This window comes from Acinetobacter haemolyticus (genome assembly GCF_900406815.1).
In the GTDB taxonomy this organism is placed as follows: Bacteria; Pseudomonadota; Gammaproteobacteria; order Pseudomonadales; family Moraxellaceae; genus Acinetobacter; species Acinetobacter haemolyticus_A.
In genome coordinates this window covers 111,161-126,157 of the sequence record NZ_OVCN01000002.1, presented here as the reverse complement: position 1 = coordinate 126,157, position 14,997 = coordinate 111,161, and the positions used below count along the sequence as shown (strand labels likewise).

Annotated in this window: 12 protein-coding genes and 1 riboswitch; of the genes, 8 read left to right on the top strand and 4 right to left on the bottom strand. The window is 41.6% G+C overall.

Annotated elements, in window-relative coordinates:
- Nucleotides 1–43: 43 nt before the first annotated feature.
- Nucleotides 44–1,900 (bottom strand): TonB-dependent receptor plug domain-containing protein, encoded by a 1,857-nt coding sequence (locus DK207_RS02000; RefSeq protein ID WP_008942351.1) that lies wholly within the window; start codon nt 1,898–1,900, stop codon nt 44–46.
- A gap of 34 nt (nt 1,901–1,934) precedes the next feature.
- A riboswitch (cobalamin riboswitch) is annotated at nt 1,935–2,148 on the bottom strand.
- A gap of 119 nt (nt 2,149–2,267) precedes the next feature.
- Here DK207_RS02000 and DK207_RS01995 point away from each other — a divergent pair.
- Both DK207_RS01995 and trpB read left to right on the top strand, forming a co-directional pair.
- Complete coding sequence (locus DK207_RS01995; protein ID WP_005083299.1) at nt 2,268–2,927, top strand: phosphoribosylanthranilate isomerase; 660 nt, start codon at nt 2,268–2,270, stop codon at nt 2,925–2,927.
- Entirely contained in the window at nt 2,908–4,152 is a 1,245-nt protein-coding gene (gene trpB, locus DK207_RS01990) for a tryptophan synthase subunit beta (RefSeq protein ID WP_004640735.1), read from the top strand. Before DK207_RS01995 ends, trpB begins: the two co-directional genes overlap by 20 nt.
- A 55-nt stretch (nt 4,153–4,207) precedes the next feature.
- Here the strand turns inward: trpB and DK207_RS01985 are convergent, their stop codons facing one another.
- Nucleotides 4,208–5,983, bottom strand: a complete 1,776-nt coding sequence (locus DK207_RS01985; RefSeq protein ID WP_109439755.1) for a bifunctional metallophosphatase/5'-nucleotidase — start codon at nt 5,981–5,983, stop codon at nt 4,208–4,210.
- A gap of 230 nt (nt 5,984–6,213) precedes the next feature.
- On the opposite strand from DK207_RS01985, the gene DK207_RS01980 reads away from it, so the two are divergent.
- On the top strand, nt 6,214–7,209 hold the full coding sequence (locus DK207_RS01980) for a DUF2804 domain-containing protein (RefSeq protein WP_109439754.1): 996 nt from the start codon (nt 6,214–6,216) through the stop codon (nt 7,207–7,209).
- A gap of 54 nt (nt 7,210–7,263) precedes the next feature.
- On the opposite strand, the gene DK207_RS01975 is transcribed toward DK207_RS01980, so the two are convergent.
- Nucleotides 7,264–8,139, bottom strand: coding sequence for a metal-dependent hydrolase (locus DK207_RS01975; protein WP_109439753.1), 876 nt, complete (start codon nt 8,137–8,139; stop codon nt 7,264–7,266).
- A 115-nt stretch (nt 8,140–8,254) separates the two neighbouring features.
- On the opposite strand from DK207_RS01975, the gene DK207_RS01970 reads away from it, so the two are divergent.
- The gene (locus DK207_RS01970; protein ID WP_109439752.1) at nt 8,255–9,277 is read left to right on the top strand and encodes an AraC family transcriptional regulator; all 1,023 of its coding nucleotides are present in this window, start codon (nt 8,255–8,257) and stop codon (nt 9,275–9,277) included.
- A gap of 30 nt (nt 9,278–9,307) precedes the next feature.
- Here DK207_RS01970 and DK207_RS01965 read toward each other — a convergent pair whose 3' ends face one another.
- Nucleotides 9,308–10,639, bottom strand: a complete 1,332-nt coding sequence (locus tag DK207_RS01965) for a Na+/H+ antiporter NhaC family protein (protein ID WP_109439751.1) — start codon at nt 10,637–10,639, stop codon at nt 9,308–9,310.
- Nucleotides 10,640–10,957: 318 nt separating this feature from the next.
- On the opposite strand from DK207_RS01965, the gene trpA reads away from it, so the two are divergent.
- Genes trpA through DK207_RS01945 form a run of 4 tightly spaced genes read left to right on the top strand, consistent with a single transcriptional unit; the run spans nt 10,958 to nt 14,968 of the window.
- Complete coding sequence (trpA, locus tag DK207_RS01960; protein WP_109439750.1) at nt 10,958–11,761, top strand: tryptophan synthase subunit alpha; 804 nt, start codon at nt 10,958–10,960, stop codon at nt 11,759–11,761.
- The gene (gene accD, locus DK207_RS01955; RefSeq protein WP_109439749.1) at nt 11,758–12,654 is read left to right on the top strand and encodes an acetyl-CoA carboxylase, carboxyltransferase subunit beta; all 897 of its coding nucleotides are present in this window, start codon (nt 11,758–11,760) and stop codon (nt 12,652–12,654) included. Before trpA ends, accD begins: the two co-directional genes overlap by 4 nt.
- Complete coding sequence (gene folC, locus DK207_RS01950) at nt 12,651–13,937, top strand: bifunctional tetrahydrofolate synthase/dihydrofolate synthase (RefSeq protein ID WP_109439748.1); 1,287 nt, start codon at nt 12,651–12,653, stop codon at nt 13,935–13,937. Before accD ends, folC begins: the two co-directional genes overlap by 4 nt.
- Nucleotides 13,928–14,968, top strand: coding sequence for an SPOR domain-containing protein (locus tag DK207_RS01945; protein WP_109439747.1), 1,041 nt, complete (start codon nt 13,928–13,930; stop codon nt 14,966–14,968). The genes folC and DK207_RS01945 overlap by 10 nt, the downstream gene beginning before the upstream one ends.
- Nucleotides 14,969–14,997 lie beyond the last annotated feature (29 nt).

The window sequence follows — 14,997 nt, the reverse complement described above, 5'->3', positions numbered from 1 at the left end:
GAAACTGGAGTGAAGAAAATGTTTTTATTATTTTAGCGCACGATTAATAACGGAATGTGACACCGGCAGAAGCTAAACGACCACCGTTGATGTAGTAAACATCACTACCGTTATAAGCAGTTTTGTAGTTTACATCACCGATATTTTCGATATTAGTAAAGATTTTTATCATTGGTGTCGGCTGCCAATATGCATTTACGTTAGTCGTAACATAACCTGGTGTTGTGGTTGGTGTTGTGGAAGGCCAGTCTGCAAAATCTTTAGATTTAGATTTAGCAACGATAGATGTCGAAATACCGTAGATTCCATCATCCCAACCAGTGGTTAAAGTCAAACTTTGTTTCGGGCGACGATTTAACTCTTTATTTGTTTCGTCATCTTTGGCTTGAACGTAGGCATATGTTGTATTTAAAAACAATTCATCCTGTTGCCATTTAAATGACGCTTCGCCACCTGTGAACGTTGCCTTGTTAACATTGATTAGCTTACCTGCTTGGAGGCTAATTAAATTATCAACTTTATTACGGTAAACAGATAAACCTAAATCAATACCGTAGTTTAGTTTTTGATCCACACCAATTTCATAAGAAAAACTTTCTTCTGGTTTTAGGTCAGGATTAGCACCCCAAGACATTGCATATAAATCATTTGTGGTTGGAGCACGGAATGCAGAACCAATATTCGCATAAACACTTGTAAGTGGTAATATTTGGTATCTGATCGCACCTTGACCTACGGTATGTGAGCCAAACTTTTCGTTATCTTCAACACGAACACCAACTTGAGTTTCTATACCATTTTGTTGATATTGATGCTGGAGAAAATAACCGACGGTATCTACAGATTCTTTGTATTTAACGTCTTCTCCACCCCAAAGATTTTTTGAGTACACATCACCTTTAATATCTTTGTATGTTGAACCCACTAAAATATTTTGAGTAGGGGTCATTTGCCATTTCGTATAAAGTTCAGCTTCTTGTGTAGTGCTGTAAACGTAGTCTGGTGAGTTATTTTGGTTCAAATCATCTTTGAACTGAGATAAGCGAGCGTGAATAGCTACATTATCAAGAATATTTACACGACCTTTTATGTTAATCACTTCATTTTTGAAGTCTTGAGAAACTAAGTTGCCATAGTTGTCATAGTCACTATAGCCTTCGTTTTCACTATAGTCGACAGACGCTGCAAATTGCTCTTTTTCAACACCAAATTTTGCACTATAGCCTTTTTGATCAAAGCTCGCTTTTTTATTGTCTTTTGCATCAGTCACTGGAGTGCCATCAGTTTCTAAGCGTTGCCCACGAATTTGAGCATAAAAACCATTTTCAGCAAGATCTGCACCAATGACTGATTTATACGTTTTGTTCTCGCCAATTTCACCAGTAACAAATGCTGAGTTTTTCTCTGGAGTTTTTGAGATCAACTGAATTACACCACCTATCGCATCTGCACCATATAGAACTGATGCAGGACCTTTTAATACTTCAATTTGTTTAATATCAGTCGTATCGATAAATGGTAATGATGCTGCGCCAGATGTATTTGAGTTAAGACGGACCCCATCTCTTAATAATAGGGTTTGATTTGTTTTAGTGCCGCGTAAGAAAATTTCCGTATATTGCCCATAGCCACCGCTTTGTACCATATTGATCGAAGCATCTGTTTGTAATAATTGCGGTAAAGAAGCAATAGGAGATTGCTCAAGAATCTTCGGTTCAATAATATTGATGCGCGCTGGAACTTCGCTAATTTTTTGTTCACTACGAGAAGCAGTTACAACAATTGTATCTAACGTTGCAGTTTTATTGGTTGATTGCTCTTGAGCAAAAGCAGGTGAAGAAAACCCCATCGTAATAGCGATAGCACCAACGAGGCGAGTTGGTTGAAAGACAGTAGACATGCATGCTCCAGACATTCACCCGTCGTGAATGATAATGTGGAAATAAACAACAAGCAGGTCTCCGGACTTCACTATATCATCACAAGAATGATGCTATTAATCATCTTCCCACATCATTCTGATGCAGTGATTTGGCGTAGAGCTAAGATTAATAATACGGTGTTACCGTTGCGAGGGCAGTGTTGGAATTCCACCAACTTCCCTATAAGCAAAAGAATTTGCTTTAGACTTGTTGCAAGATTACGCAAAGTATAAAGTGTTAACGTTTTTTAAACAATTGCATTTCGAAATCAACTTTCCCCCAACTGGGTCAAATTGCTTTACAATGAGAAAGTTTTAAAATATTCAAATTAAAATTGGACAGAGCATGCGCCAACATCAACTGCGAACTCGCGCCAAAATTTGTGGTATTACTCGACTACAAGATGTTCAAGCTGTAGTACAAGCAGGGGCGGATGCAATCGGTTTTGTATTTTTCCCGCCAAGCCCGCGTCATGTCAGTATTGAACAAGCAAAAGTATTGGCAAATGCAGTACCCGCTTATGTTCAGTTGGTAGGTTTATTTGTAAATGCAAGCGTAGAAGAAATACAAACAGTGCTTGATTCAGTTCCTTTAGATGTATTACAACTGCATGGAGATGAAACTCCAGAACAGTGCCAGCAGATTGCTCAGCAATGTAAACGTCGTTGGTACAAAGCGATTCAGGTTAAACCTGATTTAGATATTTTGACCGAAATTCAACGTTATCAAGCTGTCGGAGCTAGTGCTGTTCTACTGGATGCATGGCATCCTGAATTAAAAGGTGGCACTGGTCATTGCTTTGATTGGAATAAATTCCCTCAAATTGAAATTCCACTAATCTTGGCAGGGGGCTTAACCCCTGAAAATGTGAGTGAAGCTATTGATACTACAGCGGCTTTTGCTGTAGATGTCAGCGGAGGCGTCGAGTCCGCAAAAGGTATAAAAGACCAACAACTCATTGAAAAATTTATGCAAGGAGTCCAACGTGGATCAGCAAAACCTTAGTCAACAAAATCAGGCGATTGACTACACCCAGTTTCCAGATGCCCAAGGGCATTTTGGTATTCATGGTGGGCGTTTTGTGTCAGAAACGCTTATGGCTGCACTTGAAGACTTAGAAAGTCTTTATGGTCGTATGAAAAATGATGCTCAGTTTCTAGCAGAGTTTGATCGTGATCTTGCGTTTTATGTTGGTCGTCCTAGTCCTCTTTATTATGCTGAGCGATGGTCTCAGCACCTCGGCGGTGCGCAAATTTACCTGAAACGTGAAGACCTGAATCATACAGGTTCGCACAAAGTGAACAACACCATTGGTCAAGCGTTATTGGCAAAGTTATCAGGCAAGAAGCGGATTATCGCGGAAACAGGTGCAGGTCAACACGGTGTAGCGACAGCTACAATCGCCGCACGGTTGGGCATGGAATGTGTGGTATATATGGGCGCTGAAGACGTAAAACGTCAAGCCATGAATGTATACCGTATGCGTTTGTTGGGTGCGACCGTAGTTCCAGTGCAAAGTGGTTCAAAAACATTGAAAGATGCCATGAATGAAGCGATGCGTGACTGGGTAACCAATGTTGATAGCACCTATTATGTGATTGGTACGGTTGCAGGGCCACATCCATATCCGCAACTTGTACGTGATTTCCAGTCGATTATTGGTCGTGAAGCACGCCGTCAAATCCAAGAGCAAGCAGGGCGTTTACCTGATGCTTTGGTCGCTTGTGTGGGTGGTGGTTCAAATGCGATGGGCTTGTTCTATCCATTCTTGAATGATCAAGATGTGAAAATGTACGGTGTTGAAGCGGCTGGTTATGGTATTGAAACAGGAAAACACTCTGCACCATTGAATGCAGGTCATGTGGGTGTTTTACATGGTAACCGTACTTATTTGATGTCAGATGCGCAAGGTCAAATCATTGAAACTCACAGTATTTCAGCGGGTCTGGATTATCCAGGCGTTGGTCCGGAGCATAGTTTCCTCAAAGATATGAATCGCGTGGAATATGTGCCGATCAATGATGATGAAGCCTTACAAGGTTTCCGCGATCTGACTAAGATCGAAGGGATTATTCCTGCGCTTGAAAGTTCACATGCCATGGCGTATGTCACTAAACTTGCGCCAACTATGTCTAAAGATCAAATTATCATTGCAACGGTTTCAGGTCGTGGTGATAAAGACTTAATGACGGTTGCACGTATTGACGGTGTCGAAATGGTTGAGATGTAAATCTCTTCCTAATAAAAACAGGGAGGCAAATGCCTCCCTGTTTTTATTTATAGAATTATGGGATCAGTTTGATTCGATCGGTTTTAGGTGCGGTCAGTGGAGAGTTTTGGCTGATATAACGCTCTAACACATCAATATCTTGACCGCCCCCAATAGGATTTTTACCTTCTTTTAAAACCGTGAAGTTATCACCACCATCGGCAATAAAGCTGTTCACAGTAACACGGTAAGTCTGAGTGTCGACCAATGCTTGTCCAGCAATCATAATGTTGCTGGCACGCGGTGACACTGACGCATCTTGTTTATAGGAATAGCTCAATTCTTTGGATGGTTGTAGGATTCGAGGGGTACCCGCATTTGCCCCAGACCATTGTTGTTCTAACAGTTCACGGATTTGCTTGCCTGTTAAGCTGAGTGTGACCAACGAATTTCCAAAGGGTTGGACACTGAACACATCCCCAAATGTGATTTGATTATTGCCATTTATCAATAGATCTGCGCGGACGCCGCCTGGATTCATCAAAGTAAAATCTGATCCTTGGTTGCTGGCTGCAAGCGCTGCTGCTTGTTGCGCATCTGCAATTAAATTGCCTAGTGCAGTTTCACCGCTTTCAGTACGATTGCGATCAATTACACTGGTTGCTGAGCCGACCACACGTGCAGAAATTGTTGCTACCGCAGGACGATATTTATCTAAAATTGCCTCAATACTCGGTGTTTTGCTAAATTTTTGATAAAGATCTGTGAGGTTGACTGTGGTTGTGCCAGAGGTATAGCTTTCACTCTGTACAGGAACTTGAGATGCATCCTTTTTGATGACATTCCCTGTTTTGCCATCGAGCTCAAGCTGGATATTGGTGATGATGGTGCCGTACTGACCTGCTGATGTGAGTAGAAATGGTTTGGCAGGATTTTTGGTTGTATAATCACAAATATAAGATTGATGGGTGTGACCAGAAACGACCACATCTACGGCTGGGTCGAGACGTTCAAGTACGTCAACAAGCGGTCCACTCAAACCTTCGCATGATTTTTGATTAAACTTGGTACTTGGAGCTACCCCTTCATGGACCACCATCACAATCGCTTCGATGCCTTGTTTTTTTAATTCTGGAATCAGCGCATTGACTGTATCTGCTTCATCATGGAAATTTACATCAGTAATACCTGCCGCAGAAACAATACTTGGCGTCGCTTCGAGTGTTAGACCAATGAAAGCGACAGGAATACCGCCATATGTTTTGACTTTATAGGCAGGGAACAACGTCTTTTTTGGATCAGCTTTCATAGAAACATTGGCTGCCAAAAATTCAAACTTTGCTCCTGTGAAGTTTGGATTAATTTGACAAGGTTTCGTGGCAGTGTACTGCTGGCAGCCACCATTTTGTAAGCGACGAAGTTCATCTGTCCCACGATCAAATTCATGATTTCCAACGGCATTGAAATCAATTTGAATATCATTCATTGCTTCAATGGTAGGCTCATCTAAAAATAGTGATGAAATTAATGGTGAGGCACTAATCAAATCGCCAGCAGAAACGACCGCATTATTTGGATATTGGGCACGAAGTTTCTTAATTGCATCGGCAAAATAACTGACACCACCAACGGGAATGCGTACTGTTTGACTATGATCATGTGGATCTTCAGCTTCAATAAACCGCTTCGGTGGCTCTAAATTTCCATGGAAGTCGTTGAAAGCAAGCACGTTAATCGTTTGATTTTTACGTTCAGCTTTCGGTAACTGGTTATTATCATTGTCATTACAAGCGGTAAGTGCGAATAGCATTACGCATAATGCATTTACTTTAAAAATAGTACGCGTTTTCATGATTTTTTGATCAAGTGGTATAAGATTGTTTTTAAAGATAAAAGACCAGTGTGAACTTTTGATGAAATAGTGAGCGATGTTTGGCTAGGGATTGTTGGTACGTTGATTCAATCATCACCTCCCAAGTGCACACTTTGCTGCAAAAATGATAGTCAATTGTACGATTTACCGTCTATTATTGGCGTGGATGTGATTAAGCAACACGAAGCTGCAAAATCAGGGAACGAAAAATGGATTTGATACAAGCCAATGGTCAGCCGCGTTATGGACGTTTTGAGCAAGTACCATCACGAATTAATATAGATGACTATATTTATAAAACGCCTTATGGTCAGATGTTAAAAGGGTGGCGTAAGCAACTTAAGTATAAAAAATTCAAATTCTGTGGTTTGCAACATGCGCATTTTAGTATTGGGATTGCGATTGTTGATTTGTCATGGGCTGGACATGGCTTTTTCTATGTTTACGATCATCTATCGGGCAAAGTCATTGAGTGGAATGCAATTCAACCTTTGGCAATCAATACTCAACTCGATGAACAGCCTTTATTTAGTCAAAGTCATTTTAAAAAATCGTCTTATCAGTTTGACATGCAACATGCCAATGGCGTGCGCTATATTCAGGTTACGAAATATGGCGAGATACAACTGAAAGCGCGTATTTTTTGTGCTGGAACAGATGCACTGAGTTTGTGTAGCCCGACAGGAATAAATGGTTGGACTTATACCCAAAAGCAAACAACGCTGGCGGTCGAGGGATTTTTTATCAGTCCTGATCAGCAACGGATAGAGTTTGATGCTCAAAGTCTGGCTGCTTTAGATGATACTTGTGGTTTTTTACGACCAGAAACGGCTTGGTTTTGGTTGTCCTGTCAATTTCGTGATGCGCAGGGACGCCGGATTGGGCTTAATCTTGCATCAGGCGTCAATGAAAGTTTTGGCAATGAAAATGCGTTATGGGTGGATGGGCGTTTATATCCACTCACAGATGTATTATTTGAACAGCAGAATGAAAAAATGTGGTCGATTCGTTCTTTGGGGGGCTGTTTAAACTTAGTCATCGAAACAGGTTGGTGTCGTTTTGAAAATATTAATCTGCGTTTGATCGGCAGTCAGTTTAATCAATGGCAAGCCAAAGTCAGTGGTACGATAAAGCATGAACAGGTTGAATTGGTGCAGTTGGATCAGCAATATGGTTTGTTAGAACAGCATTATGCGAAGTGGTAAAAATGAAGTAAAAAATCCCCTAAATTAAAAGGGGATTTTTTTATGAGGGATGGACTAAAGACCCGCTTTCCAAAAAGCTTCACCCGCAGCTATAGGATCATTAGTTTTAGCCAAAGTATCAATCCAGACATCGTATTGACGGATAACAGGGTGTTGATTTGGGTGGAAATCTTTTTTAAACCAGTCGCTATATTGCGCTGCTTTTGCCGTTAAAATACCGTTACGACCAAAGAACCAAGGTAAGCCTTTACGCGCCATATCGAAACGTTGTCTTAAGTTAAAACCATCTTTTTTCAGCATCACATCGGTACGGTATAAGGTAAAACCAAACATCAGTACAGTCGTAAATACTAAAGCAAAACGACGAGTTGTTTCAGGCACTTCACCGACTTCTCGCATGACATCAAACGCAACGTCCCGATGTTCCATTTCTTCAATCGCATGCCACGCAAACAGCGCACGGACGAAAGGATCAGCTTCTGCCAAAGTTTCTTTTTTACTATAGAAGGTTTCTGCCATCAGTGCAGTTAAATGCTCGGCAGCTGCGGTCATGGCAATATTGTATTGAGGTGAGCGATTCTTTAACTCAAATCTAAATATTTTCTTTAGGCGATTGGTAAATTGGTCAACGGGCATGCCTTGATCTTTCATGATCTGGTTCATTTTGTCATGGGCAATACCGTGTTGTGCCTCTTGACGAATAAAATCAGCAACACGTTCCTGTAAATCTGGATCATCAATTTTGTCACGGAATAGACGAACACATTCAATAAAATAGCGCTCACCATCAGGAAAAGTAAGGCTCAACGCATCAAACATACGGGTACGAAACGGGTCTCCACCAAACCAGAAACGGGGAGCTTGATCTAAATGGAAGTCTAGTTTTGTTCTAACGACTGGTTCGACTTGATAGGAAACATGTGCATTCATTTATACGATTCCTTGCTTTTTTCATAGATTCAGTATGGAAAAAGTCCGACGAAAAGTTTTGACAGTTTCAGCCAAGTTTTATACAAATAACGACAGATCAGGATGAGACCGACATATGTCAGTTAAAATTATCATTGGATATTTACGATTGTTGAATCGTGTTTTACAACAGGAACATATTGATTTGTCCAAAGTGGCTGCTCCTGAACTTTGGCAAGACTTCTATGCTTGTTTAGAAAATCCAGACCAACAAGACTTTGATGTGGAACGTTATGCTCAATTATTACAGGGGGTTCAGCCCTATTTCTCTCGTCCAATTACCTTAGTTCTTGCAGAACGTGCCAACTTGCAAGATTTGGGCTTAATGGGATATTTGGCGTCAACCAGCTTAGACCTGCAACAAGCATTGCAACTTCTACAGCGGTATTACTCTCTGATTTTTAAGCAGACCAATTTAGAGGAACTCAACGTTCAACAGTTTTCGGACTTCATTCAAATTGTTTGGAGTGCTTCTTATCCAGATTATCGTGAAATGTATGAGCTGAATTTGGCGTTGATTTTTAAAATTGCTCAATCCATCGTTCAAGATACTCTACATCCACCACAAATGATTCAATTTGGCTATGCGCCACATACCGCTTTGTTTCATTTCGAGAAATTTTACGGCTGTCCGATACAAGTTCAAACAGGACAATATGCAATACGTTTTTCAAATCAAATCTTGAAAGCGAAAAGTATTGCTGCCGATCAGCAATTGAATCAGGTGTTATCAACTCAGGCACAGCAATCGTTAAATAACGTCACTTCTTTTGAGGTTCAACAACAACAGTTCAGACAAAAAATACAAAGCTTTATTGAGCAGGGACTATTGCAACAAGAAGAAGTTTTATTGAGTTATGTAGCCCAACATTTGCATTGTTCTGAACGGACTTTACAGCGTCAACTCAAATCTTATCAATTGAATTTTCAAGATATTTTGGATCAATACCGTTTAGAGCAAAGTAAATTGTATTTACAGCAAGGCAAAACATTTTCTGAGATTGCAGAGCGTTTAAATTACGCAGACCAAAGTGCATTTGGACGGGCGTTTAAGCGTTGGACAGGTGTTACTCCGAAACAGTTTTTAAAGACTCTTTAGTCTTAAGCCCTAAAGAGTCTCATATGAATTTTACGATGTTTTTAAGCGTGGGTAATGAAAGACAATTGCGAGAATTGCAAAAATCGCTAATACCCAACAGTAGTAAATATGCCCAATCAGTTCAATTGGCGAGATCTTGGCAATTGAACAAGCCAATAATAATTGTGCGCCATAAGGAATGATCCCTTGAGTTACACAGGAAAAAATATCGAGCAGGGCAGCACTACGTTTAGGATCAATCCCATATTCTTTGGCAACTTCACGCGCCATATCACCTGATAAAATAATCGCCACGGTATTATTGGCAACAAATAAATTTGAAAATACCACCAAAAAGCTGATTCCAAATTCGCCTGCACGTTGGGTTCCAAATTTAAATAAACGTGTAATGGCATAAATGCGCTGGATCAACCATTGTAATCCGCCAGCTTTTTGCATTAATGCCGATAAGCCTCCCAATAGCATGGACAACAATGCAACTTCAAACATTCCGACTAAGCCGTTGTAGATCGAGTCATTGAGTTGCAGTAAATGGAAATCAGGTTTATTGAGTAAGCCCATTATGCCTGACAACACCACGCCAATCATCAGCACAGCCAGTACATGTAATCGCGTAAAGGCAAGAAAGAAAACTGTCAAATAAGGTAATATTAACCAAATATCATAAGGTTTGGTCTGTATCGCCTCAGACTGGTGACTCAGAGAAAAATAAACAATTAACGTTATAATTGCGGCAGGTAATGCAATCCAAACATTCACCTTAAACTTATCTCGTAATTCAACGTTTTGACTGCGTGTGGCGGCAATGGTCGTGTCGGAGATCATCGATAAGTTGTCTCCAAACATGGCACCACCAACCACTGCACCAATTGCATAAAGGGGCGTAATGTCCGTTGCTTGGGAAAAGCCAAAGGCAATAGGTGCACATGCAGCAATGGTCCCCATTGAGGTTCCCATGGCGGTTGCGATAAAGGCAGCGATGATGAACAGCATAGGCAACACAAATTGTGCTGAAATCAATGAAAGTCCAAGTTGAACCGTTGCATCGACACTCCCGATAGCCCCTGAGACACTGGCAAATGCGCCTGCCAACATAAATACCATGAACATCAGAATCAGATTGGGATGACTTGCGCCTTGGAGAAACTCCTCAATAGCTGTATTAAGTTTCTGCTTGTAGAGTAGTAAGGCTAAGATGATTGCGGGTATGGCTGCAATCGGTGCTTTAATTTGATAAAAGGCAAATTCAGTCCCGATGATTGAATGATAGATACCACTCCCGAGAAAGATGATCAAAAATACCAATAACGGTAGCAAAGCAAGTGCATTGCTTTGTACTTTTTCCTGAGTGTGGGCAGACATAAAATCAAAAGAAAATTTAAAAAGTGGGCATAGTATAAAGGAGCTTGGCTCATTTCTAAAATGGAGAAAGATTGGTTCGAAATTAGGAAGCTTTGATCATTGAGAAAAAAACGAAAATATAGATAAATGTGTAGGGGCTGTTGTTGGTAAGGACAATCAGCACTGCAATCACGTCAAACTCTGTTCAATGAGCAAAAAATAGCGTTACAATGCAGTGTTTTTGTCTAACTACAAACAACTCCTCAACTTAGGGGACTGCAATGTGCATCTGTAAAATGTCAAGCAGGCTCCAATATAAATCAAGGAAAGCATAATCCTATGTCACGTCTTGCCACTCGTTTTGAACAGCTTAAATCTCAGCAACGTAAAGCGCTTGTTTCTTATGTTATGGCAGGTGATCCGCATCCACAGGTAACTGTTCCATTGCTTCATCAAATGGTTGAAGCAGGCGTCGATGTGATTGAGCTTGGTTTACCATTCTCCGATCCTATGGCGGATGGTCCAGTGATTGCCTTGGCTGCTGAGCGCGCTTTGGCTGGTGGAACCAATACACTTGATGCATTGGATATGGTGAAAGCCTTTCGTGAGCAAGATCAAACAACGCCAGTGGTTTTGATGGGGTATTTAAATCCTGTTGAAGTCATTGGTTATGAAAAGTTTGTTGCCTATGCGAAAGCGTGCGGTGTAGATGGTGTTCTTTTGGTAGATTTACCGCCAGAAGCTTCAAAGCAGTTTAGTGAAGTCTTAAAACAAAATGAGATGGATCAAATCTTTTTACTTGCGCCAACTTCAACAGATCAGCGTATTCAACATGTGGTTGATCAAGCAAGCGGCTTTGTGTATTACGTGTCACTCAAGGGTGTGACGGGTGCAGCGACATTAGATACTTCTGAGGCAGCAGCACGTATTGCAAAAATTAAAACTAAAACCACTGTTCCAGTGGGAGTTGGTTTTGGTATTAGCGATGCAGCATCTGCAAAAGCCATGGGTCAAGTCGCTGATGCAGTGATTGTAGGAAGTGCTTTCGTTAAATCTTTTGCGACATTGCCAGCAGATGAGGCTGTGCAACAGACGGTGAATAAAGTGAAGGAGCTTCGAGCTGCGCTCGATGAGTTAGTATGAGTCAAGAATTAACAGCAGGGACGGTTCTGAACCCGTCAACGCCTTGGACTGAGCGTCAAGTCCCAGGTATTCAGGTTGCGAATGAACAGCAGATATTCAAGGCGACTTTTACTGAGCCAACGATTGAATGTCCAGAATGTCATGCTTTAGTGACACGTACAGCAATGTCATTCAATGCCTATGTCTGTCCGCAATGTGACGAGCATTTACGTATGCGTGCCCGTGATCGCTTGAATTGGTTTTTTGACCAAGTGGACGCAGAACTCGGTCAAGAATTCAGTGCTAAAGACCCGTTAAAATTTGTGGATAGTAAACCTTATCCTGAACGTATGCGTGAAGCACAAGATAAAACAGGTGAGACTGAAGCGCTTGTAGTGATGCAAGGTTCACTCAAAGGACTAGATTTAATAGCATGTGCTTTTGATTTCGACTTTATGGGCGGCTCAATGGGTACCGTGGTGGGCGATCGTTTTGTTCAGGCGGCTGAACGAGCAATTGAACTTCATCAACCGATGGTTTGTTTTGCAGCATCTGGCGGTGCGCGTATGCAAGAAGGCATGTTGTCTTTAATGCAAATGGCTCGTACTGCAGCTGCGATTCAAAAAATGAAAGATGCGCGCGTTCCTTATGTGGTTGTACTTACTCACCCTGTCTATGGCGGTGTAACGGCATCATTGGCCATGTTAGGTGATGTTCATATTGCTGAACCAAAAGCCATGATTGGCTTCGCGGGTAAGCGTGTTATTGAACAAACGGTGCGGGAAAAGTTAGAAGAACCGTTCCAGCGCGCTGAGTATTTGCTTGATCATGGTGTAGTCGATCAAATTGTTCATCGTCACGCATTACGTGATACTGTATATCGACTTGTTGCAAAGCTGATGAACCTACCTTGAAACCACACGCTCCACATTCAACAGATACATTAACAACATGGCTCGATTATTGGAGCCATGTTCACGTTACAGGCATTGATTTAGGATTAGAGCGCGTTATTCCTGTCGCTGAAAAGTTGGGAGTGATGCGACCTAAAGCAAAGGTCTTTACGGTTGCTGGTACGAATGGCAAAGGTTCAACGACGACCACGTTGGCGGCAATTTTAAATGCGCACGGTTATAAAGTGGGATTGTATCAATCCCCCCATATTTATCGTTTTAATGAGCGCGTGAAATTGGCCGGTATTGAGATCGATGATCAGAGTTTGATCGATGCTTTTGTGGCTGTAGACCAAGCACGCCGTGAGTGTGATCTCAGTCTATCTTTCTTTGAAGCCACGACATTAGCTGCTTTTGTCATTTTTAAGCAACAACAGTGTGATGTTTGGGTACTTGAGGTGGGGCTTGGTGGTCGTCTTGATGTTGTAAATGTCATTGATCCAGATATTGCGGTGATTACTAATATTGGTTTGGATCACACGGATTGGTTAGGCGATACGGTTGAAAAAATCGCTTTCGAGAAAGCAGGTATTATTCGTCCTGATATTCCTGTTATTTTTGCAGGACATCAACAGCTTCCACAAGCGATTCAAGATAAAGTTACTGAAGCACAAGCCCAGCTCTATGTGTTAAACCGAGATTATTTTTATCAGCCAAATGAGGATGGGGAGACTTGGTCATTTGCCTCTTCAGGAACAACATTAAAACTTCCGAAAGGTCAGTTGGCACTTGAAAATATCTCTACAGCTGTGGCAGCGATACTGGCAAGTGGGATTGCCATCTCTCAAGATTCAATTGCAATGGGTATTCAGCGAGCAGCGTTGCAAGGGCGGTTTGAGATTCGTCAGGTTCAAGGTCAAACGGTTATTTTTGATGCCGGACATAATGCACATGGCGTTGAATTTTTATTGAAGCAGTTGCGAAATTTTCTAAAATACAATAAACAGTACACAGAAGTTGTTGCAGTATTTTCAATGTTGGCAGATAAAGACGTTGCATCGGTCACGAATTTACTAAAAACAACAGTAAAAAATTGGTTTATTGCTACTTTAGATGTGCCTAGAGCTGCACCAATGCAACAGTTACAAGATGCATTGCAAGGTCAACAGGTATGTGAGTTTGGCAGTATCCAGCAAGCATTTGAAACTACGCTGAAGAAATGTAATAACAATCAGCTGATTTTAGTCTGTGGTTCGTTTCATACCTTGGAAGCGGTCTGGGAGTATTTAGAACAATGTCAATGAATAACAAACAACGCTGGATGGGTGGCGTTGTTCTACTTGGAGGTGGTGTTTTATTGGCAGCATTACTTCTTAAAGGTAATGAAGAAATAGAGCAAGACAAAGCTCAAGTGAGAACAGCACAACAAAGTGCTCAAACTGAGTCAAAGCCTAAGTTGGCACAACCAGCACAAGATAGCGAAATGGTGTCATTGCAACCTCTGGCAATTGATGTTGAAACAGAAAAGCGTCTACTTGAAGAGCAGCGACATGCACGTGAAAAGGCAGTTGCAGAACAGGAAGCTCGCGCTGCCGAATTTTTGAAAATGCAACAAGAAGCCGAGGCAGCAGCTGCGCGTAAAGCAGCAGAAGAATATGCGGCAATTAATGCAAGACGTATGGCAGCACAGCAAAGCTCTGACAATATACCGCCAGAATTAATTGAGGATGATGCGGCGAAAGCTCAACGATTAGCTGAAGAAAAACGCAAACTAGAAGAGAAGCGTAAGGCTGAAGCAGAGAAAAAAGCGGCTGAGGATAAGCGTAGGTTAGAGGCTGAGAAAGCCACGGCTGAAGAAAAACGTAAGGCTGAAGCGGAGAGAAAAGCTGCAGAAGACAAGCGTAAGGCTGAAGCAGAGAAAAAGGCTGCTGAGGAGAAGCGTAAAGCCGAGGCGGAGAAGAAAGCTGCAGAAGAGAAGCGTAAGGCTGAAGCAGAGAAAAAAGCAGCTGAGGACAAGCGTAAAGCTGAAGAAGAAGCAAAGAAAAAAGCTGAAGCAGAAAAAGCACGTGAACTTATGGAAAACGGTGATAAAAACTGGATGGTTCAAGTGGCCTTGGCTGCAAATCAGGCCAATGCAGATGCTGTGGTATCCAAACTAAGAGCTAAAGGTTATAAAGTCACAACCAGTCCAACCTCGAAAGGAATACGTATCATGGTTGGTCCATCTAAAGATAGAGAAACGGCTGACGCAGCCCGTAAAAAGATTGCAGCAGATGAAAGTTTGAATATGAAATCAGCATGGGTGATTGATTGGGTTCCACTTGATCAACGTTAAAATAAGACAGGGGCTTTTCGCCCCTGTTT

Bases quoted from the DNA above. Each gene is read 5' to 3' on its own strand.
- DK207_RS02000 (WP_008942351.1), bottom strand. From the start codon at position 1,900: ATGTCTACTGTCTTTCAACCAACTCGCCTCGTTGGTGCTATCGCTATT.
- DK207_RS01995 (WP_005083299.1), top strand. From the start codon at position 2,268: ATGCGCCAACATCAACTGCGAACTCGCGCCAAAATTTGTGGTATTACT.
- DK207_RS01985 (WP_109439755.1), bottom strand. From the start codon at position 5,983: ATGAAAACGCGTACTATTTTTAAAGTAAATGCATTATGCGTAATGCTA.
- DK207_RS01980 (WP_109439754.1), top strand. From the start codon at position 6,214: ATGGATTTGATACAAGCCAATGGTCAGCCGCGTTATGGACGTTTTGAG.
- DK207_RS01975 (WP_109439753.1), bottom strand. From the start codon at position 8,139: ATGAATGCACATGTTTCCTATCAAGTCGAACCAGTCGTTAGAACAAAA.
- DK207_RS01970 (WP_109439752.1), top strand. From the start codon at position 8,255: ATGTCAGTTAAAATTATCATTGGATATTTACGATTGTTGAATCGTGTT.
- DK207_RS01965 (WP_109439751.1), bottom strand. From the start codon at position 10,639: ATGTCTGCCCACACTCAGGAAAAAGTACAAAGCAATGCACTTGCTTTG.
- trpA (WP_109439750.1), top strand. From the start codon at position 10,958: ATGTCACGTCTTGCCACTCGTTTTGAACAGCTTAAATCTCAGCAACGT.
- accD (WP_109439749.1), top strand. From the start codon at position 11,758: ATGAGTCAAGAATTAACAGCAGGGACGGTTCTGAACCCGTCAACGCCT.
- DK207_RS01945 (WP_109439747.1), top strand. From the start codon at position 13,928: ATGTCAATGAATAACAAACAACGCTGGATGGGTGGCGTTGTTCTACTT.